Raw genomic sequence first — 16,680 nt, 5'->3', positions numbered from 1 at the left:
TTCAACAACCGGGCCTGGTTGATATGTCACCCTTGCACAGCCGCCGTCACATGACACGTTGTCCTTGCCCACCGGAAGAGTTCAGCGCATGACGAATGTCAAACTCTCCTGGCGTCAGGAGATGCCCGCCTTTCTTCACTTCCTGGACGACGCCCTCGATTACCCGGTGCGCCTGCACGAGGAACTCCTCGGCTTTCACATCTACCTGGTTGACTTCTCCGCCTGGAAGCTGCGTTTCTCCGACCGCTCGCCGGTGATCTGGGTGCGCAGTCACGACCTCTCTGCCCTGCCTGAACGCGAACTGGCGCAAAGCCTGGCTGAGCTGATCCGCCTGCGCAACCTGGCTGAACGCAATCCCATTCTGCTGGTGGATGGCGCCGGCGCCGGCCTGCGCGCGGCGCTGCAGCGCACCCTGCTCCCGGCGTTGGTGCTCGATCAAGCCGACCAGGACGCGGTGCGCGAGTCACGGCGCCCCACTGGCGAGCTGCTCGACCGCCTCAGCCAGCAAATGGCGCTCAGCCTCTTGACGCCCTACGAAACAAGCAAACCGGTCAGCGGCTCGCGCTTCTTCGGTCGCGACCTGGAGCTGCGCCGCATCCTGCAGGGCAGCACGAGCAACTTTGCCATCATGGGCATCCGCCGCATCGGTAAGACCTCGCTCCTGCGCGAGATTGAGCGCCGGCTGCGCGCCGCAGCGCAGGAAAGCGGCGATGAACGGGCGCAGGACCGCATCATCGTCATGGATTGCAGCGCGATCGCATCGCCGAATGATTTTGTGCGCGAGATCGTGCGCAAACTGCACCCGCCGGAGCTGGCGCGCTTGGACAATCGGCAGTTTCCGATCTTCTTTCCCAATTTCCTGGAACGCATGGCGCGGCGTTTTGGCGGCCGGCTGATCTTCCTGCTCGACGAGTTCGATTCACTGCTGGCCTGGCACTACACCGATGGCGCCCTGCTCCACGGCTTGCGCGCCTCCAGCAACCTGGGGCACTGTCGCTACATCATCGCCGGTTTTCGTGATCTCATGCGCGCCGGCAACAACCTCGATTCGCCCCTCTACAACTTCGCCAAGGACATCCGGCTGAGAGAACTGAGCCGCGAGCAGGCGAGCGACATGATCATTGGCCCCCTGGAAAAACTGCGCGTCCACTTCGAACAGCGCAGCGAGATTGTCAACCGTATTTATGACGAGACCGCCGGGCAACCCAACCTGATTCAGTTCTACTGTCAGGCGCTGGTTGAGCGCCTGGATCAGGAGGACAGCCGGGTGTTGACGCCGGCCTATCTGACCGATGTGTATACAAACGAGGATTTTCGCACCTTCGTGCTTGGCACCTTCATGGACAACACCACGCACCTGGAAAAGGTGATCGTGTTTGCCGTGATGGCCGAGTATGGCGGTGAACGCGCCTTTGACCTGGAAGCCATCGACGCGGCGTTGGCGCGACGCGCCGTGAATACGCGCGTGCTCGACATTGAGCAAGCCTGCCGCAACCTGGAGATGGCCGGCACCTTTGCTGCCAGCGGTCGCGAGTACCGTTTTGCCACCCCCGTGTTCCCGCATGTGCTGACGGAGAAATATGATCCCGATTTCTTGCTACGCAAACTCCGGCGCGAGGGGCTGTAACGATGCCGGTTGACCCCGCTTTCTCGCTGGCGACCTATGACGGCCACACGACGTTCAAGCGGGTGCGCATCCGCCATAACCACCTGATCCAGGCCATCCTCGCGCGCATACGCCGACTGGATTATGTAGTCCTGCTTGGTCCGCCGCGGCACGAGAAGACTGCCTTGCTGCACGACGTCCTGCGTGAAATTCCCACGGGAGATCTGGCCGAGGGGATTTATGTGGACTTGTGGCAGGCGCGCTCGGACGATGAACGGACATTTTTCACCAGCCTGGCTGAGTTGATGAGCGAAGCGCCCGGCGTCTCTGTGCCTGCGCCGTCCGCGCCTGACCTTTCGAGCCGCGACTTCCAGAATTATCTGCTGGCCTGCCTGCAGCAGCGCACCCGGCACCTGGTGCTCTTGATTGATCATCTGCAATCTATCCCGCAGGACCTGGTCTACAGTCTGCTCGTCTCGCTGCGTTCAGCGTACAACGAACAGATGGTACAGTTCGGCCCGCGCCTGGTGGTGGTGGTCACAGGCGGCATGAACCTGGCGGGACTGTCGAGCGGCCCCACGTCTCCTTTCAACATCGCAAAACCGATCCTGGTGCCATCCCTGACCGACGCTGAGAGCCGAGAGCTGGCGTCTGCCACCCTGGCCGCGTACGGGGCGCATGCCTCTGATCACGCCCTGGACAACCTGCTGGAATGGGCGACTGGCGACTGCTACTTGCTGCCGCAGTTGTGCGCCTGGTGCGCCGAGGCGGTGCGCGGCTATCAGCGGCCGCAGGTCACGGCCTCCGTCGTGGCCCGCGCAGTCGAACGCCTGTGGCGCACGGACGAGGCCCAGGCGCCCATCCGTGAGGCGATTCAACTGATCGAAGAAGACCCCGACACCGTGTTGGACCTGCTCGACATCATCGAGCGCGGCGAGCTGCCGCAGCGACGCGCCCGCCAGCCGATCACGCGCACGGGGGCCGACCGTCTGCAGTTGTGCGGCGCGCTGAAGATTCACCAGGGAGCCTACCGATTCAAGAATGAGATCTATCGCAAGGGATTGAAGAGCCGCTTGCGGCCGGCGCAGGTGGGCCATGTGCTGCGCATGACCGGGCGTTGGCGCGAGGCGATCGAATACCTGGCGTGGCATCTGCGGGCTGATCCGCAGCCGCAGGCGCGCGCCGATCTGCTGGAAGCCATCATTCAATCCATCTATGCGGTGGACGATCTAAAGGAAGCGTACGCAGCGCTCGTCCAGGGCATGGAGTTGGGCTTCGGACTCTCCAGGGTGCATGCCTACCGCGCCGATCCAGGGCAAAACGAGCTGCGCCTGATGCACCACTCGTACGATGCATCGCTGGTCGCGGACACCATCAACCTGAACGATCCAGACGTCGCCTCGGTTGAGGCGCGCACATTTCACTTTGGCGACTACGCCCTACGCCGCAGCGCCGGCAATCAGGTTCGCCTGGTGGCGGCGTTGGTGCCAGAGATGCATCCGATCGGCGTGGTGAGCATCGAGGACTATCAGGCCGGCTCTCATCAGCACGGGCTGCCCGCTGATCTACCGGACCTCCTGCGCTTCTTGCGCCATGCCGCGGGGGCCATCGAAAGTGTGACGGTGCGCACGGCCTATCAAGAGATCGGCCAGGCCGTGCTGTCCACGGAGAGCCTGCGTCCCACGTACGAGCGGGTTTTGCGGGCGATTTGCAGCGCCCTGGGCTGTGATTTTGCCAACCTGTATCTGTTCGACAGCAGCAATACCCTGCTCGTCATGGAGGCGGGCGTGGGGCGACCCTGGTCGGTGGATTGGCAAGCTCTGGCGCGTTTTGACCGCTACGGTCAGCACCCGGCGGCCCGCTGCTTGCAGGAGACGCAGCCGATCATCGTTCACCCAAACGATCGTGGATTGAATCCAACCATTACCGAGCGCTTTGGCTTGCATGCCTACCTGCGCGCGTTTATGCGCTTGACCGCAGCCGGCAGCCAATTGGGCGCGCTGGAAGTGGGTTATCACAGCAAACAGAAGGAACTCATCAGTGAAGAAGATCGGCGCAATCTGGTAGGATTTGCCGACCAGGTTGCCATTGCAGTCTACAACGGTCAACTCCTGCAGCGCACCGACCAGGCGCTGGTTCGTCAGGTGGAAGAACTGCGCCAACTGCGCCATGTCAGCCTGGTGGTCAGCTCCACGCTGGATCTAGACCACGTGTTAAGCCAGGTCATCGCGCAGGTGCAGACGGTGTTCGGCGCGCAGGACGCCACGATCTGGAAGTACCTGCCGCACGAGCAGGCGTTAGTCATCCTGCAATCAACCATTACCGACGCAGCCTACCGCAGCCAACGCCTGGGCCTGAACAGCGTCACGGGTCGGGCGGTGATCTCTCGCCAGGTGCAACATGAACCCAACATTCAAACGGCCCCGCACGCGCGGCCGCACGGTCAAGTGATGCAGCGCGGGCTGCACGGTATGATGAGTATGCCCTTGGTGAGCCGTGACGTGGTGCTCGGCGCCATCAATCTGTACACGACCGCGGCTGCACGTTTCGAGCGCGAGGCCGAGAATCTATTGCAAGCCTTTGCGGCGCAGGCCGCGCTGGCGATTGACCATGCGCAGCAATACCAGGACTTGCAGGAAGCCAAACGGCAAATCCAGGCCGTGCGTGAGCGCGATTACTACGATCTGATCCATGCGGTGGCGCATCGGTTGGGCAACGCCATGGGGGATATTCCGCATCATCTCAAACAGATACGCCAGCGGGTTGCCGATTCGACGCCGGTGGTCGAATCGGTGAAAAACATCGAGTACCGGGTGCAAACCCTGCAAGGGCTCCTGGAACCACTGAACATGGTGGTGCAGATGGAACACGCGACGAGCGAGCTGCTAGACCTGTGCAAAATCGTCGAGGAAGTCTGCTGTCACGTCAAGGGCGCCAACATCGAGCTGGACTTGGATCTGCCGGGAACGCCTGTTTGGGTCAACGGCAGCGGGCCGCTGCTGTCGGACGCCATCCAGTCGGTGATTGACAACGCCTGCGATGCCATGGAAGGCCATGGCCGCCTGCACGTGCAACTGCAATGGACCGGCGAGGCCGCCGTGGAACTCCGCATTACGGACAACGGCCCCGGCATACCGACTGAAGTGCTTGGCCGCGCGTTCGAGCTGTTCTACAGCACCAAAGTCGAAACAGGCCAGATCCGGGGCCGCGGCCTGTTTACCTGTCGTCAGTTCATCCAACGGTGCGGAGGCGCCGTCGAGCTGGAATCACAGGAGGGAGTCGGCGCGACCTGTATCATCCGGCTGCCGGCGCTTCGATAAGGCAGGCTGCCTGCGTCACGACACGGACCAGCAGACGCAGCCTCCGCAGGGACGCTGCACAGAGTTGCAGATCAAAGATTCAATCGCTCCGCATGTTCGTTCTTGGAGGCATAGCATATGGCCGATGCGCATGTTTTAGTCCTGGAAGATGACCCTATGTGGCAACGGGATGTCAGCGAGGTTTTGCAGCCGATCGCCGCTTCGATTCATACCGCCGGCGCGTTGGTCGAGGCCGAGAGCCTGCTCCAAACCTGCTATTTCAATGTCGCGATTGTGGACTGGAGCCTGGTGCTGGGGAATGCCAGGGACGACCAGGGTGCGCAGTTCATGCAGATGCTGCGCACGTATGACCTCACCGACACCGTGCGGCTGATCGTGCTCAGCGCGTACCCAAGCAACGAACGCATGCGCGCCAGCTTCCGCGAGTTCAAGGTGGTGGATTTTCTGGAAAAACGCTCGTTCGACGCCGACGTGCTGCTGCAAACGGCGCTGGATGCCCTGGCGCAAAATCATTTGGACCACGATCTCGAAATTGAAATCGAAGGGGACAATGGCGACCTGCGCCGTTTGTGGGAAGACTTCACATGGGCGCGCCGCGAGCCGTCCGAGCCTCTGGCGGCCGAACTGTACGACTTGCTGCGCCGCGTGCTGCCAGACGCGACGCGGCTTTTCATTCAGAAAATGCAGGCAGGGCAAAGCGGCGCGGGCGTGCTGCGCGTGCAGCCCTATTTCGATGCGCAGGCTGGCGTCCCCGTGGTGGTCAAGTTCGGCAAAAAGGACAAGATTCGCCAGGAACATACGAATTTTCACCAGCATATTGAGAACTTTCTGGGGCCTTATGCCGGCGTTCAGCTCACGTGCGAGCTGGGTCGGGTGCTTGGGGTGATTCGCTATCAGTTCATCGGCGCCGAACTGCCAGACGTCAGCGATTTCGCCCGTTTCTACCGGCGTCATGCGGCTGAACCGATTCGGCATGCCTTGGACAACCTGTTCAGTGTGACTTGCGCGCGGTGGTATGGCAATCAAGAAATGCCGCGCCAGCGCCGCGATCTGGTGGAGATGTATACGGAAGGGCTGCGCATTGACTGGGCTGAAGTTTGGCGGGGCGTACAGCAGTTGGGCATTGACCCCGAAAGCGCGCAGTTGACCTTTGCCGGCGTCGCGGGAGCATTGCCCAACCCCAAGCGGTGGCTGGCGCAGCGTGATAACCGCCTCTATTTCACCGTGGTGCGCACCGTCACCCACGGCGACTTGAATGAGCACAACATTCTGGTCACGGAGGATGAGCGCACCTGGCTGATTGATTTCTACCGCACCGGCTGGAGTCACATCCTGCGCGACGCCGTCGTCCTGGAAACGGCCATCAAGTTCAATCTGGCCGAAAACAAGGACATCAATGTCTTTCACGACCTGGATGCAGTCTTGCTCAGGCAAACGCGGCTGGATCATCTGAGAATCCCGACGGGTCATGCACAGAGCAAAGTCCTGACCGTACTCGCTCATCTACGTCATCTGGCCGCCAACCTCAACGGCGTGAACCACAACATGGCCGAGTACAACGCCAGCCTGCTCCTGGCGACTCTCAACCTGCTGCGCTTCGATTTCATGCGCGAACATCACCCGCTGGCCCTGCTCTCCGCCGCGCACCTGTGCCAGTGGCTGGAGAACGGGACGCAGCCGTAGCAATCTCCAATTTTCCCGTCAAGCAGCTCTGCGCTGCGCAGGCGCGGCGCGCGGCACGCGCTTCAGCACCGTCAAGTCGCCAGGCGTCAGCTCATCTGCCTCTGGTGAAGGTGAAGACGCCGGCGCGGGTTGTGACGCCGGGGCGGTTGCACTGACCGGAGGCTGCGCCGAAGCGGCAGCCGCAGCGCCAGCGGCGGGCGTCTGCACACTGACGCGGGTCTGTCCGCCCTGCGCGTTGTCCGTCCGCTGTTCGATGCGCGTGCTCAGATTGCCCTCATTCTGGACAACGAAGCGCTGAAGGGTCGGCAAGTCGAGCTTCTCAATGGACGTGTACAGCTGCGCCAGCACATCATCGGGCAGATTGGGGAACTGTGGGCGCAAGAACGACATGACCCGTTCGCGATCGAAGCCCTTGCTAACCGATTCTGGCGGCTGGATACTGGTAATGAGGATTGGCTGCGTCAGGTTGAGAATAAAACCAATCGTGCGCATGTCATCGCGTAGACGCTCTCGAACACGCGCCAACATGCCGTTGCAAATAGGCAAACCTGGAATGATGGGCAAAATCTTGTCGCCCATTGTGGCCTGCGCCGGTAGAGGATGCGCTTGTTCCATGGCGCCAAGTTCCTGAACGAGGATATGGCGCAGCGCAAGAATTACTTGGGCGTTGCGTTCGAACTCATTGAAAACAATCAGGCGTGTCTGATTGGCGTGATCGTTGCCCACGGCTTGCACGGGATCATAAGCCGCCCAAATCGAGAGAGTCAACGCAACAGGTACGCCGTAGATGAATAGATTGTCCACCCTGTACGACGCTGGCTGTTCGCGCACGCTGAACGTGCGCCAGACCTCGTCAATGCGGCGCAGGAGGAAAACCGGGCCTGGCCCGGCGATGTTATAAAAATGGCCCAGGCGGTAGATCACGAGGCGCTCTTCCTGGGGCACGGTTCGCAGTCCAGGCTGCAGATAGATGATCCCCGCAATCAACACAAACCCTACGCCCAGCGCGCTGATGAGTGCCGTATTCATACATCACCTCCCTATCAGCTCTTCTCGCTTGCTCTGTTATGCCGCAGGTAGTACGCCATCACCGGGCTGAACAAGGTTGGCGGATTGAGGTTGACAATCAGGCCGCGGCGCACCAGGTGGTCCACGGTGTCAGCGCTGGCGGCCCGCTCTTGAGCCGCCAGCAAAACCGCCTGGCGCTCTGTTTCGTGCAGTCCAGCCAGAATTCGTTCACATTCCTGCTGCACATCCGCCTTGCCCGCAAAATAGGCCGCGCGCTCGACGGCCGGACATCCCTCCTGGCTCCACAAATCGAACAGCAGCTTGAGCAAGCGGCTGTGGCCGCCGGCCAGGGCCAGAATGACCGCGAGATCCTTGTGCGCCAACGGACGACCCGCGCCATCGTTGAGATAGGTCAGCATCTGCTGCGCATCGCTGCGCGTATAGGGTTCCAACGCGTAGAGCTGATGCCGGAAAAGATCGTAGAATTTGGAGGATGCGTCCAATTGATGGCGGCGTCCCAACACGTGCGGCAGCCGTTTCGTGAAGACGAGGTAGCTCAGACGGCCGCGGTTGCCGTCGCTGCGCAGGGTATTGAGCTGCTCCAGCATCGCCAGGGGGCCATTCTTGAACGCCAGGTCAAAATCATCCAGCACAAAGACCACCTGGTGCTGCTGTTCCTGGCACACGACCCGCAAGCGGTTACGCAGACGCTGCAGCGCGCGCTCTTCCTCGGCAAAGGGAATGGCCGCTCCGTCCACGGCCGGCGCTGACCACTGCACAGTCAATGCTTCCAGGCTGGCCGCCATCAAGTTCCACAGACTCAGCGGCGTCCCTTGCCAGGTGTTCGCGTCTACGGCGGCAAAATGAATCCGGCTGGCTGCCTGGCCCAAATAGGTTGCCATGCGCGCTTCATCGCGCAGCGAATTGACCAGGTTGGACTTGCCTGCGCCGGCAATGCCGACAAAGCCGAGCGACTCTCCGCGCTGGGCCAGGCCAGCGATCAGGCGCAGTTCATCCGTACGATAGGTGGGACGATAACGGGGTGTGGTTGTGGTTGATGATGAGACAGACATCGTTGTGACTCCCACGTCAACGCTTGGAACCGGGTTTGCGCTGCCACGGCAGCCTGGGCAGGCGCTGCCGGATGGCGCGCCAGGAAGGCAGCGGCCGCCCCGGCCGCACCACATGGCTGCGCGGGTGATAGGCCCTGTGGCAGTCAGGGCAATGATAGGCATGACGCGGCGCCGGCGCGCCGCGGTTCGCGAAATCTTCGTCCAAAATCAAGACGCGGTGCTCCTGGCACAACGGCTTGCCGCAGTGATGGCAAACTGCATCCAGCATCTGGCCGTCTTTGTTATCCGGCGCACCACACACAGCACATTGCAGCGACATCCGCAGGCCTCGTATTGTTACTCGCTCTCAGGTTCGTCGGCATCCGCGTCAACCGTCGGCGCCGCAGCCAGCAATTGTGGGCTTGAGAGATCGCCTTCCAGGAGATCACCGTCAGCGTGACGACGTAACCGGAGCAGCACCACCTCTGGGCGCGATCTCAGGGACAAGCGTTCCGGCTGCGCGTCAGGAATCATCAACACTTTTTGGACGCGCGTGTTTAGCGTCGTCTTCACCAGGCTGCGCAGCTGTCTCCAGGTGCGCTCGATGGCCCGCTCGCCGGCTGATTGTGTGGCCAACCCCCGTGCCGTCAGCCTGAGTTCGACCTGGGGCGCTTTGCTGCCGCTCTCGCCGCGCACCCCCAAATGAAAATCAACCGCGCAGACGCCATGATACGTCCGCCCCTTGACATCCCACTGGCGAAACACGACACCGCGGCGGTTGTCAACCTGGGGAGGCGATTCAACAACCTGATACACCAGGCGCCCGGCTTCGAGGAGGGCCGTCGTCAAGGTGTCTATCAGGACCGAGTTCGGCATGATTTCAAGCGATCGAATCGGTTCGCCGCGATCCCGGTCCTGCGGGTTCTGCGCGTCTGGCACAATGCGCACCTCCTGATAACGCAGCCCCGCCAGGCTCAACTCAAAATCAACCACAACGCTGCTCTTGATGCTCAGCGTACCACGCGCATCGGGGCGCCCCAACGGGAAAAACAGGGAAATGCCCTCCAAGCGCGAGATCGCGCCCTTCCAGGTCAGAGTCGCCTGACCGCGCAAGGCCCTGGTCTGGTCCAGGTTGCGCTCGCAATGGACATCGAATGAACGGCGTCGCACCTGGCGCTGATGGCTGTCAAGTGGGGGTGCATGCCACACAAGCCCAGCGCCAGCATCCGCGCCGCCCCCTGCCGTCAGATTGGTCAGCGCTCCGTCACTGGCCTGCACCACAGCGCCCCACGGCGTTGGGATCTCCACGCGCAACTCCGTGATCTCCAGCTCGGTCAGGCCATCAAGGTCATCCCACTGCAGCTCCAGTTCCAACGTGCGTTCGTTACGCGCCTCTACCAGGTGCGGAATCAGACGTACAGGAAGCGTTGACGGCGCCGGGATAGAATAGCTGGCGCTGACATTCCACTGAGACGCCGAGCGCGTGTTATCGCCGCGCAGAAAGGCCTGCTCATGAACCCGCCCCTCCAGGCGCAGAACATGGCCGTGACGTTCAGCATTGACAGGCTGACCACTCAGCGCGCCGCTAAAACGTCCTTTGAGCAGCACGAAGCCCGCGCGAAAGTCAAGATTAGCGCTTTCGGCTATACGAAAACGGCGGCGGTACGCTTTCACACGCGCGCGTTCAGCACTATCAAGCTCTCCCGCCCAGGCCAGTTGACCTGTACAGGATGTGATCCCGGTCTGCAGCCGCGCCTGCGCATCGAACGTGATGCTCCCACTCAAGGTCTCGACCACGCGGCCGATCGTGGGACGCCAGAGAATGGGCAAAAAGGGGCGCCGCCCGCGATAAAGCAGGCCGACCAACAACAAGATCAGGCCAATGAGCGCCGCGACCACCAACCAACCGCGCTGCGCCGCTAACAGGGTGTTGACCTTGAACAGCTGCGCCAGCAGAAATCCAAATCCGAGGCCAGTCAGCGTCAGGAGGGTCATGCTGCTGCCCGCCAGGATCAACCACGCGCCGGGCGTCCACAGTGCGCCCAGGCAGGATGTACAGGTCAGCGGGTCAGGACCGCAGGGCGTGCCTTCGAGGCCCAAACCCACAAAACGGCGAAACAGCCATTGCCCGAGACGGCGCGGCATCGTGTAGCTGTGGGGCAAGCAGATCGGTTGTCGGCAGTGATGGCAAATGCCAATCACCTCTGGGTTGCCACAGTGGCAGCATCGCGCCAGAGGCGCTCGGTTTTCCACGACGCTATCGGCCACGTTCGCTTCTCCCTCAGTGTCGTGCGCCCATCCGCTCGAAATGCGTCGTCAATGCCGTTTGCAGGCGATTGAGAGCGAGCGCGGTGTCCAGGTGTTCGCCGCGACTCAAGCAGTGCAGTTGGATGGAAACATCGCTGCGCGTCGCGGCCGCCCGCCCCAGGCGACTTTCATCTGCCATGAGGCTGCGACGACTGCCATCAATCACAACCCAAGCCTGGAGCGACTGCGGTTTGGCGATCGGCTCCGCGCCAAACGCAGCCAGCCAACCATTTTGCCCAGGACCCGTTTGCAGGACGCGAGTCACATGAAAGCCGCTGTTGGTCAGGTGTGCTTCCAGCTCAGATAATCGCCAACCGCGCAAAGAGACATGCGGCACAACCACCTGGCGGAAATGCGGCACCTCTCGCTGCGCAAGGAGATCGGATAGCGCCAGCTTGAAGCTCACGTGGAGGCGGCTCAGTTTTTCGAGTTTGACCTGGTCCAGGCGCCGGCCAATGCCATCGAAGTAGACGGCCTGCACGCCGGAGAGGAGCAGCCCGGGCAGCTCAAGCTCAACCTGACCGGTCAGGACATCCGAGAAGTAGAGGTCGGCTGGGCGCCTGATGACCAGGTGCATCGGTTCCGTGACCCACGTAATCAAGTCTGGCCTGGCTGAGGTACTGGCCGCACGCAGCGTCACGCCGCTCCATTCCAGACGATTTTCCTGCAAGTTGAACCTGAGGGAAGCTGCCCAAGCCGGCGTCCCTGATGCTGCCTGCCCCTCATCGGTCATCAACGTTGCGACTTGATGATCTACCGAGAGCGGCAGCGGCCATTGCAACCACATTTTCTTCACGGTTACGTCAAGCTCTGTGGGCAGCGCGCTGCGGGCAAGATAGGCTTCCACGCGGAACGAAAAGCGGAGATCATTCTGTGTCTCGCTGGCTTCCGCGGCCTGTTTGAGCGCGGCCAGAATGTCGGTTGGGCTGGCAGCCGCGTCCGGCCAGACGCCTTCGTGCATGTCGCTGACCTGCACCCCCACCTGCAGCGGGTTGACAGCCAGATCCCGTGGCGCATAATCAAAGACGATGCTGGCGCGATGCCGGTCCGCGCGCAATTGATCCAAATCATCCAGGCCGGCGCCGCGAATGGGTGCATACAGCGGCAGTGCGGCGTAGTGATTGAAGAGATCGAAGCGGTCGCCCAGGTCGGTGCGGCTGTAATCATCCAGGAGCAGGTGCCCGATGAGGGCATCGGTCGGCGGTTGAGGCAGCGCCACCGGCGTAATTCTTTGTGTTTGCCCGGTTTGGATCGCGGCGGATGACGGCGCCGGGACAGCCGCGTGCCGTGACAAATCGCGGACCAAGCGCGCCACGCGATGCCTGAGGTCGGTCATGGATCGTCGCACCGACACCAAACGTCGGCGTCCAGACGTGCGCATGGTCGCTGCGCCAGACGCCAACAACCACCGCCCATACTGGCGGCGCACATCGGCGTACGCCTGCCGCGTGAATGATTGATAACCATCGTAGCTGATCGCCACTTTGATCTCGCCGACGGGCGCTTGCGCGGCCGAGACGCGGGATGCAAGACCGAGCGTCTGTTCATAGCGATAGGTTTCGACGATGCGCACCCCGTCTGGCTGCACGCGGGCAAAGATGACGTTGCTCATGTCTGAAATTGTAGCGTAGATGGATGGAAAGTCAAGCCGCAGCCAGCGCGGGAAGTCGCGCCGGCTCGGTACCCCTGATCGGGCGCGGGAACGTAAAACAGCACAGGCTCATGTTCAGCATCACATGAGCCTGTGGCGCATCATTTGAAAATAGGCCGCGGATGAACACGAATCGCCACGAATTGCCTGTTTTCATCCACGGTTGCGCCCCCGGGCATGATTGACCGATTTTGCAGCCAAACCGCTGCCGGGCACCGCCCGCCGTTGCCAGGCTGCTTCAGCAGACTGGCGATTGCAGCCTGAACTTCAGTTCAAGGCGTGCCGTTGATTTACTTCCCCGCCGCCATCGGCTTCGCCGTCGTCTGCGGCGTTTGCATCTGCTTGGGCCGTAGATAGACGAACCAATAGACCAGGCCCACCATCAGCGCGCCGCCAACGATGTTGCCCAATGTTACCGGAATCAGGTTGTTGATGAAGAAGTTGCCCCACGTCAGGTTGGCAATCTTTGGCGCTTTGTCGCCCAGGGAGGTCAGCCAGGCGCTGTCGGTCTTGATGAACAGGCCAACCGGGATGAAGTACATGTTGGCGATGCTGTGCTCAAACCCGGCCGCCACAAAGGCCGCAATCGGCGGGATAATGCTCAAGATCTTGTCGGTCGTGCTGCGCGCGCTGAAGCATAACCAGACGGCCAGGCAGACCAGGGCATTGCAGAAGATGCCAAGGACAAAGGCTTGCACGAAGTCATAGCCAGACTTGGTGTTGGCCGTGTTCAACGCGGCGATGCCAATCGCGCCGCTGCCAAAGGTGTACTGCTTGCCCAAGAACATCAGGTAGGCCGTCGCAATGGAGCCAACAAAGTTACCGGCATAAACGATAACCCAGTTGCGCAACAACGAGGCCGTGCTGACCTTGCCGCCCGCCCAGGCCATCGCGATCAGGTTGTTGCCGGTGAACAGCTCAGCGCCGGCCACCACCACCAAGATCAGGCCGAGGGTAAACGTCAGCCCAGCGACCAGGCGAATGATTCCGTAGGGAGCTACGCCGGCCATGCCGGCCACGGTCGTGGTTGAGAAGATGGCCCCCATGGCGATGAAGGCTCCGGCCAAAATGGCGAGCGCAAACATCGTTAGCGAATCCATCCCGGCCTTCTTGATACCAATCGTTTCGGCTTTCGTAGCCATTTCCGCAGGAACTAGTGCATCGAACTCGGCTGCCATAGTCTGTCACTCCTCCTTGAGTTACTGCGACAGGCAGATGAGCGCCCACCGCGCCCTCTGCCTGTCTTCCTTCTGCTTAGTGCGCGCCGTTTCCGTTACTATGCCCATTCATCAGCGGCTTGATCGCCACCGCGCACACCTTGAATTCTGGAATCTTGGCGATCGGATCGAGCACGGAGATGGTCAGGGCATTGGCGGGGGCTTCTGCAAAGTGAAAAGTCATGAAGACAACGCCAGGGGGCACATCCTCTGTGATGCGCGCCTTTGTCTTCACCTCGCCGCGACGGGAGACTACCTGCACCCAGTCGCCATCGTGAATCGCGCCGGGTTGTGCATCTTCGGGGTTGATCTCCACAAAGCCTTCGGGAGACTGCGCGTTGAGCCCTTTGCTGCGCCGCGTCATGCTGCCGGTGTGGTAATGCCACAGCTCGCGCCCCGTCGTCAAGGTCAGCGGGTACTCAGCGTCCGGCAGTTCCGCGGGCGGCACATGCTCGACCCCGCTGAAGCGCCCCAGGCCGCGCGTGAACTTACCCACGTGCAGGATCGGGGTGCCTGCATGATTGTCGTTGGGGCAAGGCCACTGCAAACCCGCCTTCTGCAGGCGCCAGTGATGAATGCCGCCGTAGCTCGGCGTCAACGCGGCGATTTCATCCATGATGTCGGCCGGCGAGAGATAGTCCCAGCCTGCGTACGAGCCTTCAGGGCGGCCGTCGCTGTCGCCGCTGGTGCGCAGGGCCAGCAGACGCTGCGCCAATGCCATGATCACTTCCCAATCGGCCAACGCCTGCCCAGGCGTCGGGATGGCCCGGCGCACGAGCTGTACGCGGCGCTCGGTGTTGGTGAAGGTGCCATCCTTCTCCACGAAGCTGGCAACTGGCAGCACCACATCGGCCAGCGCCGCGGTTTCGCTGAGGAAGATATCCTGCACCACCAGCAGATCGAGCGAAGTCAGGCAGCGGCGCACATGATTGCTGTCAGGGTCGGTCAGCACCGGATTCTCGCCCATGCAGTAGATCGCGCGCACCTGGCCGTGCTCGGCTCCGTTCAACATCTCCACCACGGTCAGCCCGGGCTTGGGCGATAACGGCACGCCCCAGGCTGCCTCGAACTTCTTGCGCACATCTTCCACGGCCACCTGTTGGTAGCCGGAGTAGACATTGGGCAGGCCGCCCATGTCGCATGCGCCTTGCACGTTGTTTTGCCCACGCAGCGGGTTGACGCCGCCGCCAGGCACCCCCATGTTGCCCAACAGCATCTGCAGATTGCCACATGACATCACATTGTGCGTTCCGGTGCGGTGCTGTGTAATGCCCATCGCATAGAGCAGCGCGCCCGGCTTGTTCTCGGCCAGGATGTGCGCCGCCTGGATGATGTCGGCCGCGGGTACGCCCGTGATCTGACTGACGACTGCCGGCGGGTACTTCATCACCACCGCCTTCAGTTCCTCGAAATTCTCCGTGCGCTGGCTGACAAACTCCTTGTCGTACAAGTCCTCATTGATCAGCACGTTCATGATGCCATTGAGGAGCGCAATGTCCGTGCCTGGATTCTGACGCAGATGCAGCACGGCAAAATCAGTCAACGGAATGTCGCGCGGATCAGCCACGATCAGCTTGGCGCCGCGCTGTTTGACCGCCTGCCGGATGCGCATCCCAATCACGGGGTGCTGCTCGGTTGTGTTGGAGCCAATGACGAAGTAAGCCTTCGCCTGGGTCGTGACGTCCTCGATCGAGTTCGTCATAGCGCCTGACCCGAATGAAGTGGCCAGACCGGCCACAGTGGCGCTGTGTCAGAGACGGGCGCAGTGGTCAATGTTGTTGGTGCCAATGACCTGCCGCGCCATCTTTTGGAGCAAATAGTTTTCTTCGTTGGTTGCTTTGGCCGAAGCCAGGACCGCGATGCTGTCTGGTCCACTCTCCTGCCGGATTTGGTGCAGCCGGCCAGCGATCAGGTCGAGCGCCTCATCCCAGGTGGCTGGCTGCAGCTGCCCCTCGCGCCGGATCAGCGGGGTGGTCAGTCGGTCAGGATGATTGACGTAGTCGAATCCGAACTGGCCTTTGACGCACGTCCAGCCCTTGTTGACGACCGCATCCCAGGACGGCGTCACCTTGACAATCTGGCCGTTCTTGACGTTCACCTCGAACTGACAGCCGACACCGCAGTACGAACAGGTGGTCGTCGTCCGTTCGAACTCCCAGGTGCGCCCCTTGCCGATCGCCTCCCTGGGCATCAGCGCCGCTGTCGGGCAGACGGAAACGCAACTGCCGCAGAACTCGCACGGGCTGTCCTGCATCCCGGCGTCAGCGCCAAAGGCAATGTGCGCATCGAAGCCGCGATAGACGACGCTGATCGCCTCCACGCCGTTGATCACGTTGCAAGCGCGCACGCAGCGCCGGCACAGAATGCACTTGTTGCGGTCCACCTGGATGAACGGGTTCGAGCGGTCAATGGCGTAGCTGTGCTGGCGCCCTTTGAAGTCCGTCTCCTTGACGCCGTACTGATAGGCCAGGTCTTGTAGCAGACAATCGCCGGCCGCGTCGCACGTCATGCAGTCGAGCGGATGGTCAGACAAGAGTAAATTGAGCGCAAAGCGGCGGGACTCAACCACAGCCGGGGTTTCGGTTTGTATCACCATGCCAGGCGCGGCTGGGAAGGTGCAGGCCGGCTGTAAGCCACGCTGCCCTTCCACCTGCACCATGCACAGGCGACACGCGCCCTCCGGGGGCAGGGCCGGATGGTGGCACAGCACGGGAATATCAATCCCCGCGCTGTGCGCCGCATCGAGGACCGAAATGCCTTGCGGCACTCGCACCTCGCGGCCATCAATCGTCAGCGTAATAGTTGCCATGGAACCTCCAGTGAGAGTCAGTCCCCA

General features: G+C 61.7%; 10 protein-coding genes. 3 read left to right on the top strand and 7 right to left on the bottom strand.

Annotated elements, in window-relative coordinates:
• The first annotated feature begins 88 nt into the window (after positions 1 to 88).
• The 3 genes from ACPQ6D_RS03175 (at position 89) to ACPQ6D_RS03165 (ending at position 6,609) form a co-directional block, all read left to right on the top strand.
• Positions 89 to 1,627, top strand: coding sequence for an AAA family ATPase (locus tag ACPQ6D_RS03175; protein ID WP_423222846.1), 1,539 nt, complete (start codon positions 89 to 91; stop codon positions 1,625 to 1,627).
• Between the two features lie 2 nt (positions 1,628 to 1,629).
• Entirely contained in the window at positions 1,630 to 4,926 is a 3,297-nt protein-coding gene (locus ACPQ6D_RS03170; RefSeq protein WP_423222845.1) for a GAF domain-containing sensor histidine kinase, read from the top strand.
• Between the two features lie 117 nt (positions 4,927 to 5,043).
• A complete protein-coding gene (locus ACPQ6D_RS03165; RefSeq protein ID WP_423222844.1) occupies positions 5,044 to 6,609 on the top strand; it encodes a phosphotransferase in 1,566 nt (521 codons plus the stop codon).
• Positions 6,610 to 6,627: 18 nt separating this feature from the next.
• On the opposite strand, the gene ACPQ6D_RS03160 is transcribed toward ACPQ6D_RS03165, so the two are convergent.
• From ACPQ6D_RS03160 to fdhF, 7 genes are all read right to left on the bottom strand, one after another.
• A complete protein-coding gene (locus tag ACPQ6D_RS03160; protein WP_423222843.1) occupies positions 6,628 to 7,638 on the bottom strand; it encodes an SPFH domain-containing protein in 1,011 nt (336 codons plus the stop codon).
• Between the two features lie 14 nt (positions 7,639 to 7,652).
• A complete protein-coding gene (locus ACPQ6D_RS03155) occupies positions 7,653 to 8,690 on the bottom strand; it encodes an AAA family ATPase (RefSeq protein ID WP_423222842.1) in 1,038 nt (345 codons plus the stop codon).
• A gap of 16 nt (positions 8,691 to 8,706) precedes the next feature.
• A complete protein-coding gene (locus ACPQ6D_RS03150) occupies positions 8,707 to 9,009 on the bottom strand; it encodes a hypothetical protein (RefSeq protein WP_423222841.1) in 303 nt (100 codons plus the stop codon).
• A 17-nt stretch (positions 9,010 to 9,026) separates the two neighbouring features.
• Complete coding sequence (locus ACPQ6D_RS03145) at positions 9,027 to 10,814, bottom strand: hypothetical protein (RefSeq protein ID WP_423222840.1); 1,788 nt, start codon at positions 10,812 to 10,814, stop codon at positions 9,027 to 9,029.
• Between the two features lie 136 nt (positions 10,815 to 10,950).
• Positions 10,951 to 12,588: a hypothetical protein gene (locus tag ACPQ6D_RS03140; RefSeq protein WP_423222839.1), complete on the bottom strand. Its 1,638-nt coding sequence runs from the start codon at positions 12,586 to 12,588 to the stop codon at positions 10,951 to 10,953.
• A gap of 329 nt (positions 12,589 to 12,917) precedes the next feature.
• A complete protein-coding gene (locus ACPQ6D_RS03135) occupies positions 12,918 to 13,769 on the bottom strand; it encodes a formate/nitrite transporter family protein (RefSeq protein WP_423223153.1) in 852 nt (283 codons plus the stop codon).
• Positions 13,770 to 13,881: 112 nt separating this feature from the next.
• The gene (gene fdhF, locus ACPQ6D_RS03130; RefSeq protein ID WP_423222838.1) at positions 13,882 to 16,653 is read right to left on the bottom strand and encodes a formate dehydrogenase subunit alpha; all 2,772 of its coding nucleotides are present in this window, start codon (positions 16,651 to 16,653) and stop codon (positions 13,882 to 13,884) included.
• Positions 16,654 to 16,680 lie beyond the last annotated feature (27 nt).

The sequence above is a fragment of the Candidatus Amarolinea aalborgensis genome (assembly GCF_900491745.1).
Classification (GTDB): Bacteria; Chloroflexota; Anaerolineae; order SSC4; family Amarolineaceae; genus Amarolinea; species Amarolinea aalborgensis.
Note: the sequence above shows the minus strand (reverse complement) of the source record. Positions and strands in the feature narration are given on the sequence as shown.

Coding starts and splice junctions, on each gene's coding strand:
- ACPQ6D_RS03165 (WP_423222844.1), top strand. CDS start 5,044: ATGGCCGATGCGCATGTTTTAGTCCTGGAAGATGACCCTATGTGGCAA.
- ACPQ6D_RS03170 (WP_423222845.1), top strand. CDS start 1,630: ATGCCGGTTGACCCCGCTTTCTCGCTGGCGACCTATGACGGCCACACG.
- ACPQ6D_RS03175 (WP_423222846.1), top strand. CDS start 89: ATGACGAATGTCAAACTCTCCTGGCGTCAGGAGATGCCCGCCTTTCTT.
- ACPQ6D_RS03150 (WP_423222841.1), bottom strand. CDS start 9,009: ATGTCGCTGCAATGTGCTGTGTGTGGTGCGCCGGATAACAAAGACGGC.
- ACPQ6D_RS03140 (WP_423222839.1), bottom strand. CDS start 12,588: ATGAGCAACGTCATCTTTGCCCGCGTGCAGCCAGACGGGGTGCGCATC.
- ACPQ6D_RS03160 (WP_423222843.1), bottom strand. CDS start 7,638: ATGAATACGGCACTCATCAGCGCGCTGGGCGTAGGGTTTGTGTTGATT.
- ACPQ6D_RS03155 (WP_423222842.1), bottom strand. CDS start 8,690: ATGTCTGTCTCATCATCAACCACAACCACACCCCGTTATCGTCCCACC.
- ACPQ6D_RS03145 (WP_423222840.1), bottom strand. CDS start 10,814: ATGCCGCGCCGTCTCGGGCAATGGCTGTTTCGCCGTTTTGTGGGTTTG.
- ACPQ6D_RS03135 (WP_423223153.1), bottom strand. CDS start 13,769: ATGGCTACGAAAGCCGAAACGATTGGTATCAAGAAGGCCGGGATGGAT.